This window comes from Rhizobium sp. Root1203 (assembly GCF_001424945.1).
GTDB lineage: Bacteria > Pseudomonadota > Alphaproteobacteria > Rhizobiales > Rhizobiaceae > Rhizobium.
On record NZ_LMCW01000001.1, the window covers coordinates 470184 to 494313 of the forward strand.

Sequence of the window (24130 nt, forward strand, 5' to 3'; positions counted from 1 at the left end):
TATTGTGCGTTGCAACATTTTGGCCGCATTTGTCGATTTTCTTTTCAAGTCCAACGGATTAAGTTGATCCCGATTTGGATTTGGGGGGAATATGACCAAGTGGGTCTATACATTCGGCAACGGGACGGCCGAAGGTCGCGCGCTTGACCGAGAGTTTTTGGGCGGCAAGGGTGCGAACCTCGCCGAAATGTGCAGCCTCGGTCTTCCCGTACCCCCCGGCCTGACGATCGTCGCGGACGCATGTGCTGCCTACTACGACGGCGGACGCAGGATCGGCGAACAGCTGAAAGCACAGGTGCTTGCCGGTATCGGAGGCATCGAAGCCATCACCGGGCGCCGCTTCGGCGCGGGTCAAAGGCCGCTCCTGCTGTCTGTGCGTTCCGGTGCGCGCGTGTCGATGCCCGGCATGATGGATACCGTGCTCAATCTCGGCCTCAATGACCAGACGGTGCAGGCGCTCGGCCACGATGCCGGCGATGCGCGTTTCGCCTGGGACAGCTACCGGCGTTTCATCCAGATGTATGCCGATGTCGTCATGGGCATCGACAACGATGTCTTCGAGGAAATCCTCGAGGACGAGAAGGGTCGGCTCGGCTACGAATACGATACGGAATTGACGGCCAGCGAATGGCAGCACGTCGTGTCGCTGTACAAGACCGTGATCGAGGAAGAGCTGGGCGAGGAATTTCCCCAGGATCCGCAAGTCCAGCTCTGGGGCGCTGTGGGAGCCGTCTTCGCAAGCTGGATGAGCGCCCGGGCCATCACCTACCGGCATCTCCACAACATCCCCGAGGGCTGGGGCACGGCCGTCAATATTCAGGCCATGGTGTTCGGCAATCTCGGCAATGCATCTGCCACGGGCGTCGCGTTCACGCGCAACCCCTCGACGGGCGAGAGGTCGCTCTACGGAGAGTTCCTGGTCAATGCGCAGGGCGAGGACGTCGTCGCGGGCATACGCACGCCGCAGAGCATCACCGAGGAGGGACGCATCGGCTCCGGCTCCGACCGGCCTTCGATGGAAAAGCTGATGCCTGACGCCTTCAAGGAATTCTCGCTGATCTGCAACAGGCTCGAAGCGCACTACCGCGACATGCAGGACATCGAGTTCACCATCGAACGCGGGACGCTCTGGATGCTGCAGACGCGCTCCGGCAAGCGCTCGACACGCGCGGCGATGAAGATCGCCGTCGACATGGTGGACGAGAAGCTGATCACCGAGGAGGAAGCGGTGCTGCGCATCGAGCCATCCTCGCTCGATCAGTTGCTGCATCCGACGATCGACCCGCGGGTCCCGCGCGAAGTGATCGGCACCGGCCTGCCGGCATCGCCGGGAGCGGCGACCGGGGAGATCGTCTTCACGGCCGAGGAGGCTGTCGTAGCCGAGGAGGAGGGGCGCAAGGTCATCCTCCTGCGCGTCGAGACCAGCCCGGAGGATATTCACGGCATGCATGCCGCCGAAGGCATTTTGACGACGCGTGGCGGCATGACGAGCCATGCTGCCGTCGTCGCCCGCGGCATGGGCATTCCCTGCGTGGTCGGTGCCGGCACCATGCGGATCGACCCGCGCAACGAGCGCCTGATCGGATTGGGGGTCACACTCAAAAAAGGCGACGTCATCACCATCGACGGATCGGCCGGCCAGGTTCTGAAGGGCGAGGTTCAGATGGTCCAGCCCGAGCTTTCCGGCGATTTCGGACGCATCATGCAATGGGCCGACCGCGTCCGCCGCATGACGGTGCGCACCAATGCGGATACGCCGGCCGATGCCCGCGCGGCGCGCTCGTTCGGTGCCGAAGGCATTGGCCTCTGCCGTACCGAGCACATGTTCTTCGAAGGCGAGCGCATTCATGTCATGCGCGAAATGATCCTTGCCGAGGACGAGAAGGGTCGTCGAACCGCGCTCGACAAGCTGCTGCCGATCCAGCGGCTCGATTTCACCGGACTTTTCAATGTGATGCACGGATTGCCGGTTACGATCCGCCTGCTGGATCCTCCGCTCCACGAATTCCTGCCGAAGAGCGACGAGGAAATCTCCGATGTTGCAGCGGCGATGGGCATGGAGGCGGCGGCACTGCGCCAGCGCGTCGACGCCCTCCATGAATTCAACCCGATGCTTGGCCATCGCGGTTGCCGTCTCGCCATCTCCTATCCCGAGATCGTCGAGATGCAGGCACGCGCCATTTTCGAGGCGGCGGTGGCTGCGGCCCATGAGACCGGCGCTGCCGTGGTTCCGGAAATCATGGTACCGCTGGTCGGTCTTCGATCGGAACTCGACTACGTCAAGGAACGAATCGATGCCGTTGCCAAGGATGTCATGGCGGAAGCCGGCATGCGGATCGACTATCTGGTCGGGACCATGATCGAGCTGCCGCGCGCGGCACTGCGGGCCCACGTCATCGCGGAAGTCGCGGAATTCTTCTCCTTCGGCACCAACGACCTGACGCAGACGACCTTCGGCATATCGCGTGACGATGCGTCAGCCTTCATCCCGACCTATCAGCGCAAGGGCATCATCGAGCACGATCCGTTCATATCGCTGGATTTCGATGGCGTCGGAGAATTGATCCGCATCGCCACCGAGCGCGGTAGGCGGACTCGCAACGATATGAAACTCGGAATTTGCGGCGAACATGGCGGCGATCCCGCGTCCATTCACTTCTGCGAGGAGATCGGCCTCGACTACGTGTCCTGTTCGCCGTTCCGCGTGCCGATTGCAAGGCTTGCGGCGGCTCAGGCCGTCATCCGCGCTGCTCAGCGATAGCGGCGGTAGTAAGGGCGACCGTAGTAGGGACCGCCGTAATAGGGTCCACCAAGACTGTAGGACATGTCCATCATGACCATGTCGCTGTCGTAGCGCGCCCGTGCCTGTCGTTCGAGGTCGATGCGCTGCAGGCAGGTGGCGAATGCGTCCGTGCCGCGCTTGAAGCCATAGCTCATGCATTGCGTGTTGTCGGCGGCACGGCGCTCTTCTGGAGACATGGTCTGACACGCGGACAGCCCGACGGCTGTTGCGGCGAGGACGAACGTTAGGGCGAGGGTGCGCATCGACATATCTTCAAGCAGCATATTCAAGTCATTGACCTTGTTCATCCCAGCAAAGGCCATTCGGACTCGTCCGTCAATCGGAAATACCGCCTCACGCCGCACCGGCCGGATCGCCGATCGGCAGAAGCGCCGGGTCGAGCGTCGGGTCCTCCGGGTTCTTGCTGTCGCCCGGATCCTGCGCCGGCGTCAGCGGCGGTTTCTCCTGCACCCGGTCGGGAATCCCCGGCGTCGGTGTCGGCCCCCGCGGCGTGTCGGCGCTCGGGATGGGCATGGGTTCTCTGTTCGGCATGACGGCCTCCTTCATGAAGAAACGATACGTCATGGCTTTGGTTCCGGCTTTCGCCCGGCGCCATTCGCCTATAAGAAGGCTGCTTCTGAGTGATGGAAGGCAGGCATGGCACTACGTGATCGATTTTCGAAGAAACTGACCTGCCCGCAATGCGGCAACAGCGGTTTTGCCGAAGCGTCGGAAATCGACGATCCGAAGCGCAAGCATCCGGGTTTTACCGTCGATCATCTGCCGCGCGGTTTCTTTATCCAGCGTCCCTCGAACCACCAGGAGACGTGCATGATCAAATGCGAGTGCGGACGCAAGTTTGCCTTCCGAAGCGTGGCGGAAGCGGCCAGCGGCCGGGATTGAGGATCAGAACCTCTCGAGCACCTTGATGAAGGCGTCGGCAAATCGCACGAGATGCGTAGTCTCGGGAGCCGGCGTTTCCATGCGGATGTCGGTGCCGTTGTGGTCGAGAACCGCAAGAACGATCCGCATATCCGAGGCGGCCGACGGGACACGCAGCACGGCAATGCGCTTGCAGTCCTCCATCAGGCCTTCGGCCGGGAGGTCGAAGAGCAACTCGCCGCCGGCGCGCGCGGCCGCTTCTCGGACGGCATCGCAGAAATCGGCATCGCCGTCGTAGCTGTCGAGCGACAGCTCCAGTTCCAGAAGCTCTGCCGGCAGAAGCGGGTCCTTGCCGTCGGTTCCGCTAAACGCCGGCGCCTGGGTCTCCACTGCAAGCTCGGATGCAATCATTGCACTTCTCCTGTTCGCGCCTGTGCGATGAACATGCTGCATTACGGTCGTTTTATGCAATATCAGAAATTGCTCACGCACGCCATCGCGGTCTTCCTTGGGGCCACAATTGCCTTCTTCGTGGCCGCCTTCGTCGTGGATTGAGCGCTCCGGTTCGAGACAACAGTTTCAATTTAGGCGAATCTTGCACTAAACAAGTCCTTGGGCGATTTGCGTGTTCATGCGGGACGCGCCGCTTGCGAGTAACCGGTAAGTTTGATGGCAATCCGTTTCGACCGCCCTGTTTCCAATGCCGCCCGCTTTTCGCGGCGCTTTGCAGCGTTTGCGCTGGTGCTTTGCCTTGCAGCTCTGGTCGGCCATCGTTTCGGCGGGCTTGCCACGCCCTATCTCGTGCTGATCCTCCTTGTCTCCGCAGGCTTCGCGGCGTTGGCCGCCTTCCTGGCGTTCGCCGGGTTTCGAAGCCTTTGGCTGACAGGTGCCGAGGGTGGACATGACGCCTTGAAGGGACTGGTTTTCGCCGCCTTGCCGCTGGCCATCGGAGCCCTTGCGGCAGAACGCTATTTCGCCATGCCGGCCATCTACGACGTCTCGACCGACGTCGTTTCCGCGCCGGAATGGTTGAAGCCGCCGAATGCCGATCAGATCTGGCTGAAGCGCGAGGCCGTGACCGCGGACGATCGCGAGAAACAGCTGGAAACCTATCCGGAGCTGACCGGCCGTCGCTACGACGGTGCGATCGACCGCGTGCTCGACGCGGTGAAGAAGGTTGCCAAGCTGAATGGTATCAGGATCACCCGTGCCGAGGGCGACAGCGTGCCGTCGCGCGATCTGGAGGACAAGCCCGCCAGGGCCGGCGCGGAAGACGGCGCCGTCGCCGATGCTCCGGAGGCCGTCCCCGTTCCGATCCCGAGGCCCTACGAGGATGACGTGGCCCAGCTCATCCGCCGCGCCAATGGCGTGACACTGCAGGGCGAGACGCGGACGCTCGTTCTCGGCCTGCGCTTCGATGTCGTCATCCGGCTGCGCGAGGAGGCCGAAACCACCTTTGTCGACGTGCGCGTCGCCTCCCGCTACGGCCCCGCCGATCTCGGCTTCAGCGCCGATATCGCCGACGATTATCTGAAGGCGCTCGACTCCGAACTGCTCGGCATCGCCGGCAGCTAGCGGGCCAGGCCCGGACCATCGTGGACGAGCCAGCCTCTGTAGCGTACGATCAGCCCGATCAGCGGCGCCTTGACCTCGACGTCGAAGTGGAAGCGCCCGTCGCGCTCCTCCTCGTGGACATTGCCGCCGGGGGCGAGCGATCGTGGCAGGGGCATGCCGAAAAGGCGCCATCCGCGCACAACGAGCGTGAGCCGCCCGCCTTCGGGCACCAGCGCCATGAGGATGCGAAACGGCCCGAAATCCTCCGCGAGGAGATGTGCGTCCCGCCCGTGTCCCGCGCATTGCCTGCTGCGGAATGTCCTGCCGCCAAACGTCCGCGTCCAGGTCTCGATACCCTCCGCCACGGAAAATCGGACCGTGACATCGGCTTGCCTTGCGGCTTTCGGAAAGCCGACCATGGCTGCAGCCAGTCTGGCAAGAAGGCCATGGCCGCGCTCGATGTCGGCGCGTCCTGAAGCAACGCTCTCGCCCGTGACGTCGTGCATGGCCGCCACCGCCGGCGGCAGCGCCTCCCAGGCATCGCCGAGCAGCCGGCGATAGAGCGAAAGGGGGAGGGTGCGGTCGCTCGCGTCCCGAATCCCGCTCGCAATCGCAAACCGTTTGAAGCCGGCCTCGAAATCCGCAAGTGTCAGTTCGCCCGCAGCCGCCCGCGCACCGGGCGCCGGCCGGCTTCCCGCATCGCATTTGCGGATCAGGGCGTCGACCCCGAGAACCGGAATGAACGGGCCGTCATCCCGCTCGGCGGTTAGATGCCACGCATGTTCCGTCGCTTGCCCATGTCGGCCGGCGCCGCGCACGCGAACGAACATGCCGCCGCGATGCTCGCCGACCGCGAGCGCCCGGCTTGCGGCATGGACGGTTCGCGCAAACGGCTGCAGCGAAGACAGCAGCCCCGCACGAACCAGCCATGCCGCCCAACGCAGAAGATGCTGCAGCAGGGCAGGCTCTGCTCCGGCGCCCGTGAAGATCGAGACGAGGTGCGGCTGCCTTGCGGGCAAAAGCGCAAGATCCGGCGTGTCCACCAGGAGAAAAGAGCGGCTTCGCAGCGGCACGGCGCCGGGCGGTGCAATCACCATGCGCATGCGGTCGATCAGGCCAAGGCCCGTCACCGCGCGGCCGTTCTTGACGACGGGAACGGACTTGCCGGCATAGCTCGTGATGGCCCGGATCACATTGAGGCCGATGCCGGCATGCGGCGAGGGCGCGATGCCGGCAGAGATGTCGTCGATGCGCGTAAAATGCGGGGCCATCTCCTCGAACGCGGCAAACGACAGCGCCGGAAAGCTGCTGAGCCCGGCGAGAACGAAGACGCCGCTCGCTTTCGCCGGCGCATCGAATGCCGCAATGCCCGCAACGAAACTGCGGCTGTCTGCGATGTCGGCATAGTCGATCCCAAGCGCAATGCACGCGCGCACCAGCCCGTAAGGATCCCCGTCCTCGACCTGAAACGGACCTGAGGTGTCGATCACCAGATCAGGGGCGCAACGCTGCAGTTGCGCACGCGTGTCGCCGGACCTGTCGAAGCGGATGGGCTCGATCGCCGCCTTCGCCGCCGAAAGGCTGTCTGCGAAGGCTCTGGCCTTGTCGAGGGAGCGGCCGGCGACGAGCAGGCTCAACTCTGGCTGATCCGCCAGCAGGCGACACAGCCGGCAGCCGAACGTGCCGTAGCCACCGACAATCAGGATGCGCAGTCGCTCCTTCATCCGAGAAAGCGGCTCCGCTGCTCCGGCGTCGGCACGAAGCAGGTCGCCCGCCGTCCGGCAATGCGCAGGCGGTTACGCGCCACGAATTCGTAGAGCCGGTCGGCGATGCCGCGCGGCAGCAGTTGAAAGACCCGGACGGCCGACCAGGGTGCGCCAAGCCCGGCGATCATCCGGATGGACCCCTGCGACTTGAAGAAAGCCCGCCCGTTCTCGATCAGAATGTTGCTCTCGTAGTCGCGTCCGTCCGCCCATAGTGCCGATAGAGAGCTTCGCCGAGCGGCGATTGGGCGGCGAGAAAGCGATACCGCTCCGCCTTGTCGTGGTTCAGCGCGAACTGGACCCAGGCCGAACAGAACACGCATTCGCCGTCGAAGACGATCAGCGCCTTGTCGTCTGCAAATTCCGGAACGGCGGTATCCCGGCGATAGCTGTAGCAGTCATGCATCACGTCACCCATGTTGCGTTGGCCGATACGAACCGAGGAGTGCTGGCGGACCGTCGGTCTCGATCTCGCCGCGTTCGAGCAGATCCTCGATATGGGCGAGCACCGACAGTGCTGCGGCGCCATGCAGGCGTGGATCGGTATCGCGGTAGATCGCCTGCACCATCTTGGGAATGGAGACGTCGCCCGCCCGGATGCGCCCGAGCACGGCGCGCTCGCGCATGCGCCGGTGCGTCTTCAGCGCCCGCATGAACGACACCGGCCGCCGGACCGGTCCGCCGTGACCTGGGAGCAGCAGACGGTCGCGCCGCGCGATCAGCCTGTCGAGGGAGGTCATGTAGTCTGCCATGGACCCATCCGGCGGTGCCACGATCGAGGTTGCCCAGCCCATCACGTGATCGGCCGAAAACAGGACGCCCGTACCCTCGAGCGCAAAGGCCAGATGGTTGGCGGTGTGACCGGGCGTCGCCACGGCGGTCATTTGCCACCCGTCGCCCTCGATCGTCTGGCCATCGCCGATTGCGATGTCAGGGCGGAATGCCGTATCGGAGCTTTCCGCGAACGGATTGATCTCGCCGAAGTGCAGCGGCCGGGCGGCGCGGTGCGGTCCTTCGGCGACCACGGGCGCACCGGTCACCTCCTGCAGGCGCCTTGAAAGCGGCGAGTGGTCGCGATGCGTGTGGCTGACGAGGATATGCGTGACCTCGCGCCCTCTGAGGGCGGCGATCAGCGCCTGGAAGTGCGCCTCGTCCTCGGGCCCAGGATCGATGACCGCCACCGAGGCATCCCCGACGATGTAGCTGTTGGTGCCATGGAAGGTAAAGGCGCTCGGATTGTTGACCGTGATGCGCTGCACCTGGGGGGCGACCGGCACCGGCTGTCCATAGGCCGGATCGAAGTCACGATTGAATTGCGGGTTGGCCATGTCGTTCTGCGCTGAATGCCGTTGTGTCGCTGATCCCGGTTACTTGTACTCGATCTCGATGAAGGACATCGGCTGGTCGCCGGCGTTGACCACATTGTGCTCGATGCCGGCATCGCGCCGGTAGGCGGCACCCATGGCGATATCGACCCGGCGGCTGCCGTCCTTCTCCTCGAGGAGGAATTTGCAATCCGTCATCGGCACGACGACATAGCCCATCCCGTGCGTGTGCACGCCGGTATCCGCGCCCGGCTCGAAATCCCAGCGCGTGATCCGTACCACGGCGTCGTCGACGAGGAGGGTTGCAAGGGCAGGCGGGCGGGCACGGTACTGGCTCATCATCACTCCGGCAGGCTTCGGTCTCGTCGCTCCAGACCTAGCACGGCGCCTGCAGATGCGCACAGAAATATGCTCCGGCCGAAACTTAATGATTGTGAGCGCCAGCGACCTTTGCTAATCAGGCGTCGATTTGGCAAGCGGTCTCCGCTTCCAAGCGCTGATGGGGCGTCGCCAAGCGGTAAGGCACCGGTTTTTGGTACCGGCATTCCCAGGTTCGAATCCTGGCGCCCCAGCCACCGCTTATTTATTATTAATTTTCAACGAGTTATCGAATCCGAAACACCTTCCGGGTGCATAGTATCGGTTCACCCGATTTACGTCGTCCAGCCATCTCGCGAACATGAGAAATGCGCACCCGCTTGCATGACCGGGGGCCATGAATGCCAAGCGCATTCTCCCTTAGTAATTTGTAACGCTACATTAGTGACTTGTAACTTTACCTTGTCGGAACTGACCACTAGTTGAATGTGCCGTCCGCACATCCGGATAGCCGGGGCTCGCTGATAAAAATCGTCAAGAAGAGGCAGGCGAGCCCTGTCAAAAAACGATGGTGACTTTGCCGCTACGGCCGGCACATACCCACCACCTATCGGCTGGAGGCCGGCCGGCTTCTAAACTTATGCACGCTGAGCTTGACGCGACGGACGGGCGGCGAATTTCGCGGATCGCGGAAGGGCACCAACCCTGCACCCAACCTCACCAAATTTGGTTCGTGCCGGGCTTGGCGTTTTGCTTCGTAGCCGTTGACAAAACCAGCCCGCAAAATAAGCCTCGGATTGCTCAATTCTGAGCAGGGGGCAAACCATGAAACTGAAACTGATGTCCGTCGCGGTAGCGGCGGCCTTGCTGGCATCTGCCGGCGCATCCCATGCGGAAGATCTCGTTTTCTCGCTGAAGAACGGCACCAATTCGGTGTTGACGAATTTCTACACCTCGCCGGTCGGCGTCAACGAGTGGGAAGACGATGTCTTCGGCAAGCAGGTTCTTAATCCGGGCGAGAGCATGGATATCACCATTGCCGACGGTCGCGACGTCTGCAAGTACGACATGCGCTTCGAATTCGAGGAAGAGTCTGACCTCGACACGACGACCGACACGCAGAACCTCTGCGAAATGGGCTCCTATACCATCCACGAATAGGCGGGGCGGCACCGGTCCGGAGAGGGGTCTCGGGACCGGATACCGATCGGCTCGAATGCAAAAGGCGGCCCGCAAGGCCGCCTTTCCTGTTTCCCGATCCGGCTGCCTTTACTGCGCCTTGTCGGCCGGCGCCAGGAATTCGGCGCAGTAGGACGGGCCGTTTGCGCCTGGTACGTCGCCCGAAACGCGGATGGTGCGGATCGTGTAGTCCGAATTCGTGGTGATCTCGGCCTGGCAGCGCAGGTAGAGCTTGCGCGCCGGCGAGATCTGCTTGCCGCGCTTGCCGTCGGCGCCTTCCGCGTACTTTGCCGGAACCGTCACGGTCTTGTAGCCGCCCTTCCAGGTGTAGACGTTGCCGGAACCGTTGTCGGCATCGGTCAGCGGCGGGCCGAAGGCGGCAAAGAACTTGCCGGCCGACTGGCCGACCCAGCGGCTGGAGATCGGATCTGCTGCGGTCGGAATGGTCGTGCAGCCGGCCAGCGCAATGGCGAGCCCGGCCGCGGCAAAAGTGCGGAGTTTCATCATATCGTCCCTGAATTGTCGCGCATTCGATGGCGGGGAATCGCTGCCTGGCAACGGTTCCGCGTGTCCCGTCGAGCCCTTTAGCCCGGAACTCGGCAAAAGAAAATCGGCTCGCCTTCGCAATTGCAAAATTTGCCTGAGGTGTGGCTTTTTGCTCCATTCCGGCAACCGATATCGCCAATCCGCCAGGCCGCAAAAATGCGCCGGCTTTTGAATTTTGGAGCTTGCGCAACGGGATGGGCCGGTCTATAGAGGCGCCGCTGGTCACGGAGTGTAGCGCAGTCTGGTAGCGCACCACGTTCGGGACGTGGGGGTCGAGTGTTCGAATCACTCCACTCCGACCAGCCGAAAGCCCTGCATTGCAGGGCTTTTTCGTTTATGCGGATGCACACGCGGAAACGCCACCGACAGGTTGAGGATTTTTCAAGCCGTCGTCGATGGAGCGGATCCCGCAATGTGCTGAGGGGGACGTCGCCAGCGACTTGGTACCCCCCATTCCCCGCAGCGCGCGGCTCACGGGGCCATCATCAGAATTCTGCCCTGGCTGGCTTCCTGAGAGATTCGAGATCGACGCCGCGCTTGCAGCCGACTACGCTTGAAGGACGCGGCCCGCGCTCGGAAACGGAATGTCGAACGAGGCGGATTGGTTCGACGAGGAGTGTCACGCAAACGATACCGTTGGCCATTATCGTGAAGCACCTGTTGTGTGACGCCGTGAAATAAGCTTTTCTGATGCGAACATCGGGCGCTCTTGCCGCCGATCGGATGACCACACCGACGAAGCGCGTTCGGCACTGCCTAAGGATGACTCCGTTATTCACAGAAGGAGTGGACATGATGTCCGATCTGGCCAGCATTACGAACACAATGATGTTTACCAACCCGCTCACCGCCTACTGGACCGATGCGTGGCAACGCTCGGTGCTGTACCTGGATGTCATGAGACGGCGCGGCGCACAGTATGCGGAGCAGTCCGCGCGTAGCGCGCCGCATGTGCTGGACTATGCCGCGGAACTTGTCTGTGATGGTCGTAGCCTTGAGAAGCCCGTCAACTACGTGCTGGCGCATATCATCCCGCCGTCGGGCGTCGTCATCGACGAGACCAAACGTCCGTTTGTCGTCGTTGACCCACGCGCTGGCCATGGACCCGGAATAGGCGGGTTCAAGGCCGACAGTGAGATCGGCGTGGCGATGAAGGCGGGGCATGCATGCTATTTCATCGGGTTCCTGCCGGAGCCCGTGCCGGGCCAGACGATCGAAGATATCGTTCACGCGGAAGCAAAGTTCCTGGAGACGGTCATCGCGCGCCATCCGGGAGCAGACGGAAAGCCGTGCGTCATAGGCAATTGCCAGGCGGGCTGGGCCGTCATGATGCTTGCGGCACTGCGACCGGAGCTGTTCGGCCCGATCATCATCGCGGGCACGCCGCTTTCCTACTGGGCGGGCGTAGAAGGCCAATATCCGATGCGCTACTCCGGCGGTCTTCTTGGCGGGAGTTGGCTGACGGCCCTGACAGGGGACCTCGGCGCCGGCAAGTTCGATGGCGCATGGCTGGTACAGAACTTCGAGAACCAGAACCCCGCCAACACGCTGTGGAGCAAGCAGTACAACCTCTACTCCAGGATCGACACGGAAGCCGAGCGCTATCTCGGTTTCGAGCGCTGGTGGGGCGGGCATGTCACGCTGAACGCGGAAGAAATGCAGTTCATCGTCGATGAGCTGTTTGTCGGCAACAAGCTTGCCGCAGGCGAGATGCGCACCTCCGACGGCACTGCCGTCGACCTGCGCAACATACGGTCGCCGATCCTTGTCTTCTGCTCAAAGGGTGACAACATCACGCCGCCTCAGCAGGCATTGGACTGGATCCTCGATCTCTACGACAGCGTTGACGAGATACGCTCAGTTGGTCAGACCATCGTCTATACCGTTCACGAGAAGATCGGTCACCTCGGAATCTTCGTTTCCGCCGGCGTCGCCCGCAAGGAACACGACGAATTCGCGTCAAATATCGATCTGATCGATGTCCTGCCTCCCGGACTTTACGAGGCGGTTCTCGAGCCCGTAGGCGAAGCCGTCGACCATCCGGAACTGGTCACGGGCCAATGGATCATGCGCTGCGAAGCGCGTACGCTTGATGATATCCGCGCCCTTGGCGGCAACGATATCGAGGACGAACGCCGTTTTGCCGCTGCCGCGCGGCTCTCGGAAATCAATCTTGCGAACTACCGCGTCCTCGCCCAGCCGGCGGTCAAGGCGGCCGTCACGCCGCAGGTCGCCGAGATGGCGCGGCATCTCCACCCATTGCGGCTGAGCTATGAAATGTTCGGTCCGCGCAATCCGATGTTGGCATGGGTCGAAAGCGCCGCGGAATACGTCCGCGAGAATCGTCGTCCTGTGGCGGCCGACAACGTCTTTCTCTCCGCCCAGGAAATGCTGTCGGAACAAATCGTGGATGGGCTCGAAGGCTGGCGGATTATGTCGGAGCGCCTCGCCGAGGAGACGTTTCGCGCGGTGTACGGCGCGGCTCCCCTGCAGGCGGCCCTTGGAATCGATCCGGATTCCAGCCGTCCGCCGCGAAAGGCGCCCAAGAGTCTGTTGAGTGGCGCACTCCTGAAAACCCGCGTTGCCGCCTTGAAAGAGAAGATCACGAAGGGTGGTCAATTGGAGGGCCTTGCGCGATCGCTACTCTATGTCGGCATGGCGCGGGGCAATGCTGATGAGCGCGGCTTCGAGGCGATTCGAAAAATAAGGCGCGACCAGCCCGCGGCCAATCGGTTGACGCTCGCGGAGTTCAAGGCATTGGTGCGCGATCAATATTTCATGTTGCTGATCGATGAGGCTGCCGCTCTTGCGGCAATTCCGGCACTCCTGCCGACAGATATCGACGAGCGCCGGAAGGCATTCGATGTTCTGCGCGATCTGTTGGAGTCGTCTGGAACATTGGCAGGTGCTGCGGCCGAGCGGCTCGACCACGTGGCTGGCCTCTTTAGGCTCGACACGCCTGATCCTGGTGGCGACCCCGTCGCCAGACCCATCGGCAAGACCGCTCGCTCACCAACGCGTCCTGATCGAAGAGAGGGGCTACCCCATTGATTGATCTGACCACGACAACGCCCAATCCCTCCAAATACGACCGCCTGATCGCCGCCGCACGGGAAGTGGCGCCGGCCGTGACGGTCGTGGCGCATCCCTGCGACGAGACCTCGCTGCAGGGGGCGCTTGACGCTGCCGAAAGCGGATTGATCGTTCCGGTTCTGGTCGGACCGTCGGCCAAGATCCGGGAAGTGGCTGCGGGCAAGGGGCTCGATCTGAAAGACCACGAGATCGTCGACGCTCCGCATAGTCACGGTGCCGCCGCCCAGGCGGTCGCCCTGATACGGGAGGGCAAGGGCGAACTCCTCATGAAGGGCAGCCTGCACACGGACGAACTGATGCGCGAGGTCACGGCGTCCGCCACCGGCTTGCGCACCGAACGCCGGATCAGCCACGTTTTCGTGATGGACGTGCCCGGCTACCCCGATACGCTCTTCATCACAGATGCTGCCATCAACATCTTCCCGGACCTCGCTGTCAAACGCGACATCGTTCAGAATGCGATCGATCTCTGGACGACGATCGGGCTCGGTCAACCACGCGTGGCAATCGTCTCCGCCGTAGAGACGGTGACGACAAAGATACCTTCGACCATAGACGCTGCGGCGCTGTGCAAGATGGCCGATCGCGGACAGATCACCGGCGGGATACTCGACGGCCCGCTTGCTTTTGACAATGCTATAAGTCCGGAAGCGGCAAGCATTAAAGGGCTTACCTCGCCCGTCGCCGGCCGGGCACAGATCATCGTCGTGCCGGATCTCGAGTCAGGAAACATGCTGGCCAAGAACCTGACCTTTCTCTCGCATGCCGATGCCGCAGGCATCGTGCTCGGCGCGCGCGTGCCGATCGTGCTGACGTCTCGGGCGGACACTGTGCGTAGCCGTCTCGCGTCGTGCGCTGTTGCAACGCTCTACGCGGCGGCGCGGCGGCGCGGCGCGCAAGTGGTGGCCTGAACATGGACGCAATCCTTGTCGTCAACGCAGGGTCGTCGAGCCTCAAATTCCAGATCTTCGAGGTGACCGATGGCGGCCTCAGGCGGTGCATTCGCGGCCAGATCGACGGCATCGGGACGCAGCCGCGCCTCGTGGCAAGAGGGCCTGACGGTGAGGTTTTGGTTGACCGCCGCTATGCGCCCGAGGTGGTCGACCACCTGCCGGCGGCGATCGCCGAAACACGCGCCTGGCTGCAGACGCTTGAGGGTTTTACCCTCCGGGCTATCGGCCATCGCGTCGTCCACGGCGGTCCGGATTACGCAAGGCCGATCCTGATCGATCATGATATCCTGGACACGCTCGCCACCTTCCAGGAGCTTGCGCCACTGCACCAGCCAAACAATTTGGCTCCGATCCGGCTCGCCATGGAGATCGATCCCGACGTGCCGCAGGTCGCCTGCTTTGATACGGCTTTTCATCGAGGCCACGCCCCCCATACGGATTGTTACGCCTTGCCGGCGACCTACTACGAACAGGGCGTGCGGCGATACGGGTTCCATGGCCTCTCCTACGAATATATTGCCGAGCGATTGGCCGACGTCGCGCCTGACATTGCGGGCGGGCGCATCGTCGTTGCCCACCTCGGCAGCGGCGCTTCGATGTGCGCGATGAAAGAGGCGCGGAGCGTCGAGACGACGATGGGGTTTACTGCGCTCGACGGCTTGCCGATGAGCACCCGGCCAGGGCAGATGGATCCCGGTGTCGTGCTGTACCTGATCGATCAGCAGGGCATGACCGTGGCTGAGGTCACCGACCTTCTCTACAGAGCATCGGGCCTGAAGGGACTTTCCGGCATCTCCGGTGATATGCGTGACCTCCTTGCCAGCAAGGACCCGTGTGCCGCTTTCGCGATCGACCACTTCATTCATCGTTGTGCGCTCAGCGCCGGCATGCTTGCGGCGGCGCTCGGAGGTCTGGACGCCTTCGTGTTCACCGCCGGCGTCGGGGAGCACTCGGCTCCGATCCGCGCCCGCATCAGCGAACGGCTCGCCTGGCTCGGTGCCGAACTCGACCCCGCGGCAAACGAAGCGGGCGACACTCTCATATCCACGCCAGCGAGCCGCGTTCGTCTTTACGTCCTGCCGACAGACGAGGAGCTGATGATTGCACGCCATACGCTTGCGCTCATCAATGCGTCCTGAAGCCAATCTCGAGGAGATGCAACCAATGTCCGCTCCGGTCATCAACGCACAGCTTCTCAGGGGTCGAAAGGGGCTGATCGTTGGCATCGCCAATGATCGCTCCATCGCCTGGGGCTGTGCACGGGCTTTCCACGCCTTCGGCGCTGAACTTGCGGTTACTTATCTCAACGACAAAGCCAGGCCCTTCGTGGAACCGCTCGCCGGTGAGGTAGAAGCATCGATCTTCATGCCGCTGGACGTCTCTGTTCCCGGTCAGCTCGAAGCGGTCTTCGACCGTATCGCCAGCACCTGGGGTGAGCTCGATTTCGTTGTCCACTCGATAGCCTTCTCACCCAAGGACACGCTCGGCGGCCGTGTCGTCGATGTGCCTCGTGAGGGTTTTCTGACGACAATGGATATCTCCTGCTGGTCATTTATCCGCATGGCTCATCTGGCCGAGCCGCTGATGAAGAACGGCGGCACGCTGTTCACGATGACTTATTACGGATCGCAGATGGTCGTCGAAAACTACAACGTCATGGGTGTGGCGAAGGCGGCGCTGGAATGCGCCGTGCGCTATCTGGCAGCCGAACTCGGGCCAAAGGGGATCAGGGTGCACGCCATCTCGCCCGGCGCGCTGGCCACGCGTGCGGCCTCGGGGATTCCCGAGTTCGACGAGCTGCTGGAAAAGACCAAGTCGAAGTCGCCGGCCCGGGAGCTCATCGACATCGACGACGTCGGTGTCGCCACGGCCTTTCTCGCGCACGATGCCGCCCGCCTGATTACCGGACAGGTGCTCTATGTGGATGGCGGATATCATATCGTCGACTGAACATCCGGCGAAAGTCGCGGTGCGATAGCACCGGTAACGCCTTCTAGAGCCAGCCGCCGGAAAATCCCGCGCGCCGCAACCCGGTTACAACGGGTTTGGATTGACGCATTATGTTCCAGAGCAAGCCCGTCCGATAGTTTTCGATCATCAGCACAACCGGTCCTTGGTCGATGCCGAAATGATAGGGGCTCACCCACCAGCCCGTAGAACTATTCTCGACGGGATATGTCTGGTTGAATGACGGTTTGAAACCGTAAAGCCGCGTCATGCCGAGGTTCATCCGCGCAAAGTGGCGAATGGTTGGCACGACGATTTCCGGCGCAAACGGCAGCGAGGCCACGACGACCCATGGCGCTACAGTTCCATCGTCGGGTCCGAAAGGCGCACCCCTGGCAATGTAGTCGAAGAACTCGCGATCGACTCCCTCCAGCTTCCGCTTGCCCCAACCAGGCCCGTCGCACGCAGTGAACCCCCAGCAATGCTCGCCATATCCGGCAAAGTTCATCGGGTTGCGGATTGCATATTCCTGCTGGACATATGTCGCATGCCGGCTGTTTTGGAAATAGTCGCTGTCGTGCTCGCGCATGAATGCGTCCCTGATGCCTCGAAAGTCGATCCACATGTGCGAGAGCTGATGCGTAAAGAGCGGCCCCGAATACAGAAGTTCGCGGCCGTAGATATTTCTCCACTCGTAGCGCTCAGTGTAGGCGTCATAGGATTCCGGGGGCAATGGATGAGTCGGGGATCCGAGGCCAAGGATGTATAGGAGCAGGCCTTCATCGTAGCCACGCCACCGATAGGGGATGAAGCCGCTCTCCGGATGCCAGCCATGCGTTAGGGTGGCACCGCCGTTGCGAGCCCAATTCCAATCTGCTCGTTCGTACAGCGCCATCGCAAGCTGACGGATTTCCACCTCATCGGCCTTGTCGCCATCAAAGTACGCGGCGACGGTCAAGGCACCCACGAACAAGAAGGCCGAGTCAATCGTTGACAGTTCGCACTGCCACGCGCGCCGCCCGGTTTCGATGTCAAGAAAATGGTAGAAAAAGCCTTTGTACCCCGATGAATCGGTCTCCGGCCCCTGCGGGCAGGCCATGAGATATCTCAATCTGCTGCGGGTGATCTTTGCGGCAAACTCGCGGATAAGAATGCCGCGCTCTACAACAACCGGGATAGTCGCCAGCGCCATTCCAATCGCTGCGATGCTTGCGGGGGTATTGGGTTCTGTCTTGTCGCGAACCAGTCCGTTGTCCGGATTTGTGCAGTGGAGATAGTACAACAGGGTGGTGAATTGCAATCGACTGAGGTCCTGCTCGGTCGGCAGGCGGTCGAAATCCGCGTCCGTTGAGAGCGTTTCGGCCATGTCCGCTAACCAATTCCGACGTGTACATCATGCAGGCGTCCGTCTTCCACAAGCGGGACGCTTGCGTTCGGGACAGGTTCCCCGTCCAGCGTGACGGAGTACACGCCTCGGCCGATGCCTTTTGAATTGTCAAAACGGATGCGGTAGGTCGCCGATCCATGTCGGTAGGTAATCTCATAGGCGGGCCAGCCTGTCGGAACGCACGGCGCGAACCGCAGAAATGCGCCTTGCCGGTGAAAGCCAAGGATTGCCTCGAGCGCTACGCGATAAAACCAACTGGCCGACCCGGTGTACCATGCCCACCCACCGCGACCCGTGTGTGGCGCCGCGCCATAGACATCCGCGCAGACCACGTAGGGTTCCACCTTGTAGCGCTCGATTTGGTCTTTCGTTGCGCCATGGCAAATTGGATTGATAAGGTTCCAGAGCTTTAAGGCGAGATCGCCATCGCCCTGCAGGGCCGTTGCCCAGACGACCCAGGTCGCGGCGTGGGTGTATTGGCCGCCGTTTTCCCGGATGCCAGGGACGTAGCCTTTGATGTAGCCGGGTTGCAGCACGCCTTTGTCGAAAGGTGGGTCGAAGAGTTTGATCATCTTGTCCGCCGGGAGTACGAGCCGCTCGTGAACCGCACGCATCGCCTGCGCCGCACGTTTCGCATCCGCCTCGCCGGAAATGACAGCCCAGGCTTGGGGGAGGGCGTCGATCTGGCACTCGTCGTTCAGGGATGACCCGAGCGGTGTGCCGTCGTCGAAATATGCCCGGCGATACCAGCCGCCGTCCCAGGCGTTGGCTTCGATAGCCTTGCGCAGCGCCTCGACCCGATCGCGGCACCAGGCGGTTCTGTTTTGATCTCCACGCGACGATGAAATCTCGGCAAATGATTTCAGGACCGTGAGGAAAAACCAGCCGTTCCAGACGCTCTCGCCCTTGCCTTCGGCGCCGACCTTGTTCATGCCGTCGTTCCAGTCACCGGTCCCCATGAGGGGAAGGCCGTGGCGGCCCAATCGATAGCCATGCTCCAGCGCACGGACGCAGTGTTCGTAGACGGAGCCGAACTGTTCGCTGGTCGCCGGTTGGTTGAAGTCTTCTTCCTGGCCGTCTTTCAGCACCGGTGACGTGATGAAGGGAACCATTTCATCAAGCAGTTGGACGTCGCCGGTCGTCGACACGTAGTGGTGGACGACCAGAGGCAGGAAATAGAGGTCATCGGTGATGCGGGTACGCACGCCGATGCCCGATGGAGGATGCCACCAGTGCTGGACGTCTCCCTCCTCAAATTGCCGTGCTGCCGATCGCAGGATATGAGAGCGGGTCTCGCTCGGCCTGCTGTAGACCAGAGCCATCACGTCCTGGAGCTGATCCCTGAATCCGTAAGCGCCTCCGGACTGATAATTGGACGTGCGCGCCCAGACACGGCACGCCAAGACCTGGTACAACAACCAGCGATTCATCATCAAGTCCAAGCCGGGATCGGGCGTGCTCACCTGGATCGAGTTTAGAATATCATCCCATTGGCGCGAGACAGCCGACAGGCTTGAGACTGCACGCTCAGGGTCGGCGTGTTCGTGGACCAGCCTGTGGACTTCACCGAGGTCGATGGCTTCTCCCAGAACAAAGACGACTTCCCGGCTTTCGCCGGGCGACAGGGAAATGTCCACCATCAGCGCCGCGCAGGGATCCAGCATTGGGCCGAACCGTTCGGCGAGATCGGTTCGCAGCATCGCCGCAGGCTGACATACGGAACCATAGTTGCCGAGAAACTCAGTACGATCGGATGTTGCCGAACGCGGCGGCTCACTGGCGGCTGCGAAAGCCAGTTTCCCGGCAAAGTCTCCGCCCCAGGGGTTTCTGGCCACGATAGCGCCCGACCGCGTATCCCGCGAGCAGACAATCCGCGTCGCCGCGTCTTCGCGGTGTGTCCCAAGGACCCACTCAGCGAAATAGGTTGCGGTGACGTGCCGAGCTCGAACATCATCGTTCGTAAGTCTGAGACGAATGATCTTGACCGGATCGTTGAGCGGAACGGAGATCGTGAGCTCTTGATTGAGATGACGGCTGTGACCGATATAACGGCTGTAGCCTTGGCCGTGACGAACGGTCACCGCCGCACCAGGGCCGATAGGTAGCGGTGTCGGCGTCCAGATGTCACCGGTTTCTTCATCTCGCAAATAGAGGACCTCGCCAGGCATGTCCGCAATTGGATCGTTGGACCATGGCGTCAGGCGGTTCATCTGACTGTTCTGCGACCAGGTGTAACCAAGACCAGCTTCTGTCGTCAGGCAGCCAAATTCGGGATTCGCGATCACATTGGTCCATGGCGCAGGCGGCAGGGCAGGGGCGCGTGGTTTGGCGGCGTCGACGAGCACGACGTATTCACGTCCATCGGATGTGAACCCGCCCAACTCGTTCCAGTATAGCAATTTCTCGGCCGGTTCAGGAGGCGGGGCTGCGGGTTGCTTGTTCGGCCGAGCGGTCAGGGTCGACGGAAGAGGTGGCAGTGTCGGAAAGGGTCGTTTGAGTTGCTCGCCAAGGTCACCACCACTTCCCAGCAGGACGACGCGCGCGGCGGCAACGATGGTCGCCAGATGGTCGCCTTCCGTAGAAAGGACGAAAATCCCTCCAGGTTTGCTGATCATTTCGCCGTATGGGCCGGATCGCAGCTTTCCGGTCAGCCGCCTGACGCTCGCCGCACCGCCCTCCTCAAGCAGGACCAGGTCAAATCTCAAGCCCCTCCGCCGAGCGAAATCGTAGCCCGTCGTAACCTGGCGAACGAGGGTGTGATCCCGATCTCCATTCGTGCGGACCAGGGCGATCGGAAGGTCGCCGGAAATCCCTTGAGCCCAGAGAGCGGCTCGATCCAATCGCTCTGTCGGGAGAGCGGTTGCCTGTCGCATGGCCGGGTTCGCAAACAAGACGCTCCCAGCCAATCGATTGAACAACGACACCTCGTCAGGCTTCAGGCCAAGCGTCCGAAGCTCGGTTTCATATCGCTCGGATGCCGCGAGGAACGCCCGCTCGGCAGCATCGATATTCGCGTATCTCCGAGCGATGCCGTCCACCGTTGACTGATCATCTGCGGCTCCCGTGACGAAGGCGAGGCGTGCCTCACCGCCGGGGGACAATCGAACAACCCTTCGCAAACAGAAAACCGGGTCGAGAACGGGGCCAGTCGTCCCGGAAAGCGGTGCGCCTTCGTCGAAGATCGCGGGACTGGCCGTTGTTCGGCCCCGGCCAAGAAATCTCAGCCGATCAGTTTCATACTGTAACTCCTGGGGCTGCGGTAGGTCGGATGAGGAAACGTGGACTGCCCACGTGGCTTTTTCCCCGGACGCGCGAGGCCTGCGGCGCGCAAACAAGGCGCCTGTTGCCTCGTCGAACCGGGTTTCGACAAACAGCTTGGCGAAGGCCGGATGCGCCATGTCCGCACGACGATTGTTGAGGCAGACCTCGGCATAGCTTGTCAATTCGAGGATACGCTCGCCGGTGCCATGGTTCGTGACGCTGAGCATGCGCACTTCTGCGTCCACATCCGTTGCGACGCAGATTTTCCAGAGGATCTCGATATCGCCGGCATGACAGCGGAACTCGGCTCTGTCTCCAAAAAAGGCGTGTTGGTAGACGTGTCCCGGTCGGGGCCGCGGCTGCCTTCCTATGGACCAGAGGTCGTTGCCCGATAGATCCCGGACATAACAAAACTGGCCCCAGCAATCGCGCGTCCTGTCCTCACGCCACCGCGTAACGTCCAGGTCTTGCCAGGTTGCGTACCCGGTGCCGGCGGCCGTGGCCAGGACGCTGTACCGATCGTTGGAAAGCAAGGCGATGGCGGAGCCGGGGTGAACCGGCTCACCGACGCTGTTTTGCCATACGGTCTTGGACGCACTCGTTGCCACTGGAACCTCCGTTCGACGGGACATTGGTGCTCAAGCATTGTCTCCTTCAGTCGAGGTTTTTTGACGCGCTCCTGGCTGGCCTTTCGAGCCCCATTTCCAGCCACTGATCGCGGGCATGTCGTCTCCGTGCTTCTCGATGTATTGCCGATGTTCGACCAGCTTTTCGTGAATTGCCTGTTTGAGATAGCCCGCGCGCGCACCCAACTGGGGCAGCCGATCGATCGCATCCTCGACCAGATGGAACCGATCCATTTCATTGAGGACAACCATATCGAACGGCGTCGTCGTCGTTCCCTCTTCCTTATAGCCTCGGACGTGCAGATTGCCGTGATTGGTACGGCGGTAGGTGAGCCGGTGAATGAGCCACGGATAGCCGTGGAACGCGAAGATGATCGGCTTGTCCCTGGTGAAGAGGGCATCGAAGTCGCGATCCGACAGACCGTGCGGATGCTCGGTCGGCGGCTGAAGCTTCATCAGGTTCACCACGTTGACAAGGCGGACCTTAAGTTCTGGCAGGTGCTCTCGGATCAGCTCGATTGCCGCGAGCGTCTCGAGCGTTGGAACGTCACCGCAACATGCCATGACCACGTCGGGCTCGCTCCCCTTGTCGTTGCTGGCCCACTCCCAGATGCCAATGCCTTGGCTGCAATGCTTGATGGCCTGATCCATCGTCAGCCACTGCGGTGCAGGCTGCTTGCCGGCGACGACGACGTTGACGTAATTGCGGCTGCGCAGGCAGTGATCGGTGACTGACAGAAGCGTATTGGCATCCGGCGGCAGATAGATCCGGACAACATCTGCCTTCTTGTTGGCGACGTGGTCCAGGAAGCCAGGGTCCTGATGGCTGAACCCGTTGTGGTCCTGCCGCCAGACGTGGGAACTCAGGAAATAATTAAGCGAGGCGATCGGACGCCGCCATGGAATGTGGTTGCACACTTTCAGCCATTTGGCGTGCTGGTTGAACATCGAGTCGATGATATGGATGAAGGCTTCATAGCAGGAAAAGAAGCCATGCCGGCCGGTCAACAGGTAACCTTCGAGCCATCCCTGGCATTGATGTTCGCTGAGAACCTCCATCACTCGTCCGTCCGGTGAAAGATGGTCGTCTTCCGGATAGATCTCGGCCATGTAGCAGCGGTCGGTGACTTCCAGCACGTCCTGCCACCGGTTGGAGTTGTTCTCATCGGGGCTGAACAGGCGAAAGTTCTTGTTCTCCATATTCATCTTCATGACATCACGGAGAAACTTGCCCATCACCCTCGCCGACTCGGTGACGGTTTGCCCGGGGCCTGGTACCGATACTGCGTAGTCCTGGAAGTCGGGCATCTTCAGGTCGCGCAACAGCAAGCCGCCGTTGGCATGCGGGCTGTCGCTCATCCGGCGATGCCCAACAGGCGCCAGTGCGGCGAGCTTTGGCTTGAACTGGCCGGCGTCGTCAAACAGTTCCTGTGGGCGGTAGCTCTTCATCCACTCCTGGAGAATACGAATGTGATCCGGCTTGTCCATGTCGCCCATCGGCACCTGGTGCGCCCGCCAGTAGTCCTCGCATTTTTTCCCGTCAATCTCGGGCGGGCAGGTCCAGCCTTTAGGCGTGCGGAAGACGATCATCGGCCACATCGGACGTTTCACGTTGCCTTTGGTGCGGGCATCCGCCCAGATTCTCTTGATGTCCGCCACCGCGGTATCGAGCGTGCCGGCCAATTGCTGGTGCACGCTGGCCGGGTCACTACCCTCGACGAAATACGGCGTGTAGCCCATGCCTTCAAACAATTTTCGCAGCTCTTCGCGCGGAATGCGGGCAAGGAAGCATGGATTGGCGATCTTGTAGCCGTTCAGGTGCAGGATCGGCAGCACGCAGCCGTCGCGAGCGGGATTTAGGAACTTGTTGCTGTGCCACCCCGTTGCCAGCGGGCCTGTTTCTGCTTCTCCATCTCCGACTACGCATGCGACGATCAGATCTGGGTTGTCGAACGCCGCACCGTAGGCATGGCTGAGAGCGTAGCCCAGTTCGCCGCCCTCGTGCATGCTGCCAGGCGTTTCCGGGGCCACGTGGCTGGGAATGCCGCCGGGGAAGCTGAACTGTTTGAACAGCCTCTTCATGCCTTCGGTGTCCTGGCCTACGTTGGGATAAACCTCGCTGTAGGTGCCTTCGAGATAGGCATGCGCGACCAGCGCCGGCCCACCATGTCCCGGTCCTATCACATAGATCATTTCGAGATCATCGCGTTTGATAACGCGATTGAGGTGCACGTAGAGCATGTTCAAGCCGGGTGTCGTGCCCCAATGACCCAGCAGCCTTGGCTTTATGTGCTCGCGCTTCAGCGGTTCTTTCAGCAGTGGGTTGTCGAGAAGATAGATCTGACCGACGGACAGATAGTTCGATGCACGCCAATAGGCGTCCAACGACTGCAGTTCCTCCGCCGAAAGGGGGCCGCCCGATGCCTTGTTCCCGCTGATGGCGACCTTCGCATCTCCTGCCGTGTTAAGCGAAACCATGGGTGCCTCCTCCTATGAGCCCAGATTGCTACGGTA

Annotated in this window: 18 protein-coding genes, 2 tRNA genes and 1 pseudogene; 10 read left to right on the forward strand and 11 right to left on the reverse strand. The window is 61.8% G+C overall.

Annotated features, from left to right (window positions below; genetic code table 11):
- The first annotated feature begins 91 nt into the window (after nt 1-91).
- The gene (ppdK, locus tag ASC97_RS02335; RefSeq protein ID WP_057466735.1) at nt 92-2761 is read left to right on the forward strand and encodes a pyruvate, phosphate dikinase; all 2670 of its coding nucleotides are present in this window, start codon (nt 92-94) and stop codon (nt 2759-2761) included.
- On the opposite strand, the gene ASC97_RS02340 is transcribed toward ppdK, so the two are convergent.
- Both ASC97_RS02340 and ASC97_RS02345 read right to left on the reverse strand, forming a co-directional pair.
- Nucleotides 2752-3045 (reverse strand): hypothetical protein, encoded by a 294-nt coding sequence (locus ASC97_RS02340; RefSeq protein WP_057466979.1) that lies wholly within the window; start codon nt 3043-3045, stop codon nt 2752-2754. The genes ppdK and ASC97_RS02340 overlap by 10 nt on opposite strands.
- 91 nt (nt 3046-3136) lie before the next feature.
- The gene (locus tag ASC97_RS02345; RefSeq protein WP_057466980.1) at nt 3137-3334 is read right to left on the reverse strand and encodes a hypothetical protein; all 198 of its coding nucleotides are present in this window, start codon (nt 3332-3334) and stop codon (nt 3137-3139) included.
- Between the two features lie 105 nt (nt 3335-3439).
- On the opposite strand from ASC97_RS02345, the gene ASC97_RS02350 reads away from it, so the two are divergent.
- A complete protein-coding gene (locus ASC97_RS02350; protein ID WP_057466736.1) occupies nt 3440-3685 on the forward strand; it encodes a hypothetical protein in 246 nt (81 codons plus the stop codon).
- A 3-nt stretch (nt 3686-3688) separates the two neighbouring features.
- On the opposite strand, the gene ASC97_RS02355 is transcribed toward ASC97_RS02350, so the two are convergent.
- Nucleotides 3689-4075 (reverse strand): hypothetical protein, encoded by a 387-nt coding sequence (locus tag ASC97_RS02355; RefSeq protein ID WP_057466737.1) that lies wholly within the window; start codon nt 4073-4075, stop codon nt 3689-3691.
- Nucleotides 4076-4333: 258 nt separating this feature from the next.
- Here ASC97_RS02355 and ASC97_RS02360 point away from each other — a divergent pair, with 258 nt between their 5' ends.
- Complete coding sequence (locus tag ASC97_RS02360) at nt 4334-5239, forward strand: DUF1499 domain-containing protein (RefSeq protein WP_057466738.1); 906 nt, start codon at nt 4334-4336, stop codon at nt 5237-5239.
- Here ASC97_RS02360 and ASC97_RS02365 read toward each other — a convergent pair.
- The 4 genes and pseudogenes from ASC97_RS02365 to ASC97_RS02380 form a co-directional block, all read right to left on the reverse strand.
- Nucleotides 5236-6942 (reverse strand): SDR family oxidoreductase, encoded by a 1707-nt coding sequence (locus ASC97_RS02365; protein WP_057466739.1) that lies wholly within the window; start codon nt 6940-6942, stop codon nt 5236-5238. The genes ASC97_RS02360 and ASC97_RS02365 overlap by 4 nt on opposite strands.
- Nucleotides 6939-7387 (reverse strand): annotated as a pseudogene (locus ASC97_RS02370) (thiol-disulfide oxidoreductase DCC family protein). The gene ASC97_RS02365 and the pseudogene ASC97_RS02370 overlap by 4 nt, the downstream one beginning before the upstream one ends.
- A gap of 4 nt (nt 7388-7391) precedes the next feature.
- Complete coding sequence (locus ASC97_RS02375) at nt 7392-8309, reverse strand: MBL fold metallo-hydrolase (RefSeq protein ID WP_057466740.1); 918 nt, start codon at nt 8307-8309, stop codon at nt 7392-7394.
- Nucleotides 8310-8348: 39 nt separating this feature from the next.
- Nucleotides 8349-8645, reverse strand: a complete 297-nt coding sequence (locus tag ASC97_RS02380; protein ID WP_057466741.1) for a cupin domain-containing protein — start codon at nt 8643-8645, stop codon at nt 8349-8351.
- Between the two features lie 161 nt (nt 8646-8806).
- Between ASC97_RS02380 and ASC97_RS02385 the strand changes: the two genes are divergently transcribed.
- A tRNA-Gln gene (locus tag ASC97_RS02385) sits at nt 8807-8881 on the forward strand.
- A gap of 568 nt (nt 8882-9449) precedes the next feature.
- Entirely contained in the window at nt 9450-9785 is a 336-nt protein-coding gene (locus ASC97_RS02390) for a hypothetical protein (RefSeq protein WP_057466742.1), read from the forward strand.
- Between the two features lie 108 nt (nt 9786-9893).
- Here the strand turns inward: ASC97_RS02390 and ASC97_RS02395 are convergent, their stop codons facing one another.
- Nucleotides 9894-10307 (reverse strand): hypothetical protein, encoded by a 414-nt coding sequence (locus tag ASC97_RS02395; RefSeq protein WP_057466743.1) that lies wholly within the window; start codon nt 10305-10307, stop codon nt 9894-9896.
- 267 nt (nt 10308-10574) lie between these two features.
- Between ASC97_RS02395 and ASC97_RS02400 the strand changes: the two genes are divergently transcribed.
- From ASC97_RS02400 to fabI, 5 genes are all read left to right on the forward strand, one after another.
- Nucleotides 10575-10651 (forward strand) — tRNA-Pro (locus ASC97_RS02400).
- Nucleotides 10652-11144: 493 nt separating this feature from the next.
- Nucleotides 11145-13400: a DUF3141 domain-containing protein gene (locus ASC97_RS02405; protein WP_057466981.1), complete on the forward strand. Its 2256-nt coding sequence runs from the start codon at nt 11145-11147 to the stop codon at nt 13398-13400.
- Complete coding sequence (locus ASC97_RS02410; RefSeq protein WP_057466744.1) at nt 13397-14353, forward strand: phosphate acetyltransferase; 957 nt, start codon at nt 13397-13399, stop codon at nt 14351-14353. The genes ASC97_RS02405 and ASC97_RS02410 overlap by 4 nt, the downstream gene beginning before the upstream one ends.
- Nucleotides 14354-14355: 2 nt before the next feature.
- Nucleotides 14356-15534 (forward strand): acetate/propionate family kinase, encoded by a 1179-nt coding sequence (locus ASC97_RS02415; protein ID WP_057466745.1) that lies wholly within the window; start codon nt 14356-14358, stop codon nt 15532-15534.
- A gap of 25 nt (nt 15535-15559) precedes the next feature.
- The gene (gene fabI, locus ASC97_RS02420) at nt 15560-16345 is read left to right on the forward strand and encodes an enoyl-ACP reductase FabI (RefSeq protein WP_057466746.1); all 786 of its coding nucleotides are present in this window, start codon (nt 15560-15562) and stop codon (nt 16343-16345) included.
- Nucleotides 16346-16388: 43 nt separating this feature from the next.
- Here fabI and ASC97_RS02425 read toward each other — a convergent pair whose 3' ends face one another.
- The 3 genes from ASC97_RS02425 to ASC97_RS02435 are packed head-to-tail and all read right to left on the reverse strand — an operon-like array spanning nt 16389 to nt 24094.
- Nucleotides 16389-17708 (reverse strand): glucoamylase family protein, encoded by a 1320-nt coding sequence (locus ASC97_RS02425; protein WP_057466747.1) that lies wholly within the window; start codon nt 17706-17708, stop codon nt 16389-16391.
- Nucleotides 17709-17713: 5 nt separating this feature from the next.
- The gene (locus ASC97_RS02430; RefSeq protein ID WP_057466748.1) at nt 17714-21598 is read right to left on the reverse strand and encodes a GH36-type glycosyl hydrolase domain-containing protein; all 3885 of its coding nucleotides are present in this window, start codon (nt 21596-21598) and stop codon (nt 17714-17716) included.
- 30 nt (nt 21599-21628) lie between these two features.
- Complete coding sequence (locus tag ASC97_RS02435) at nt 21629-24094, reverse strand: phosphoketolase family protein (protein WP_082529852.1); 2466 nt, start codon at nt 24092-24094, stop codon at nt 21629-21631.
- Nucleotides 24095-24130: the final 36 nt, after the last annotated feature.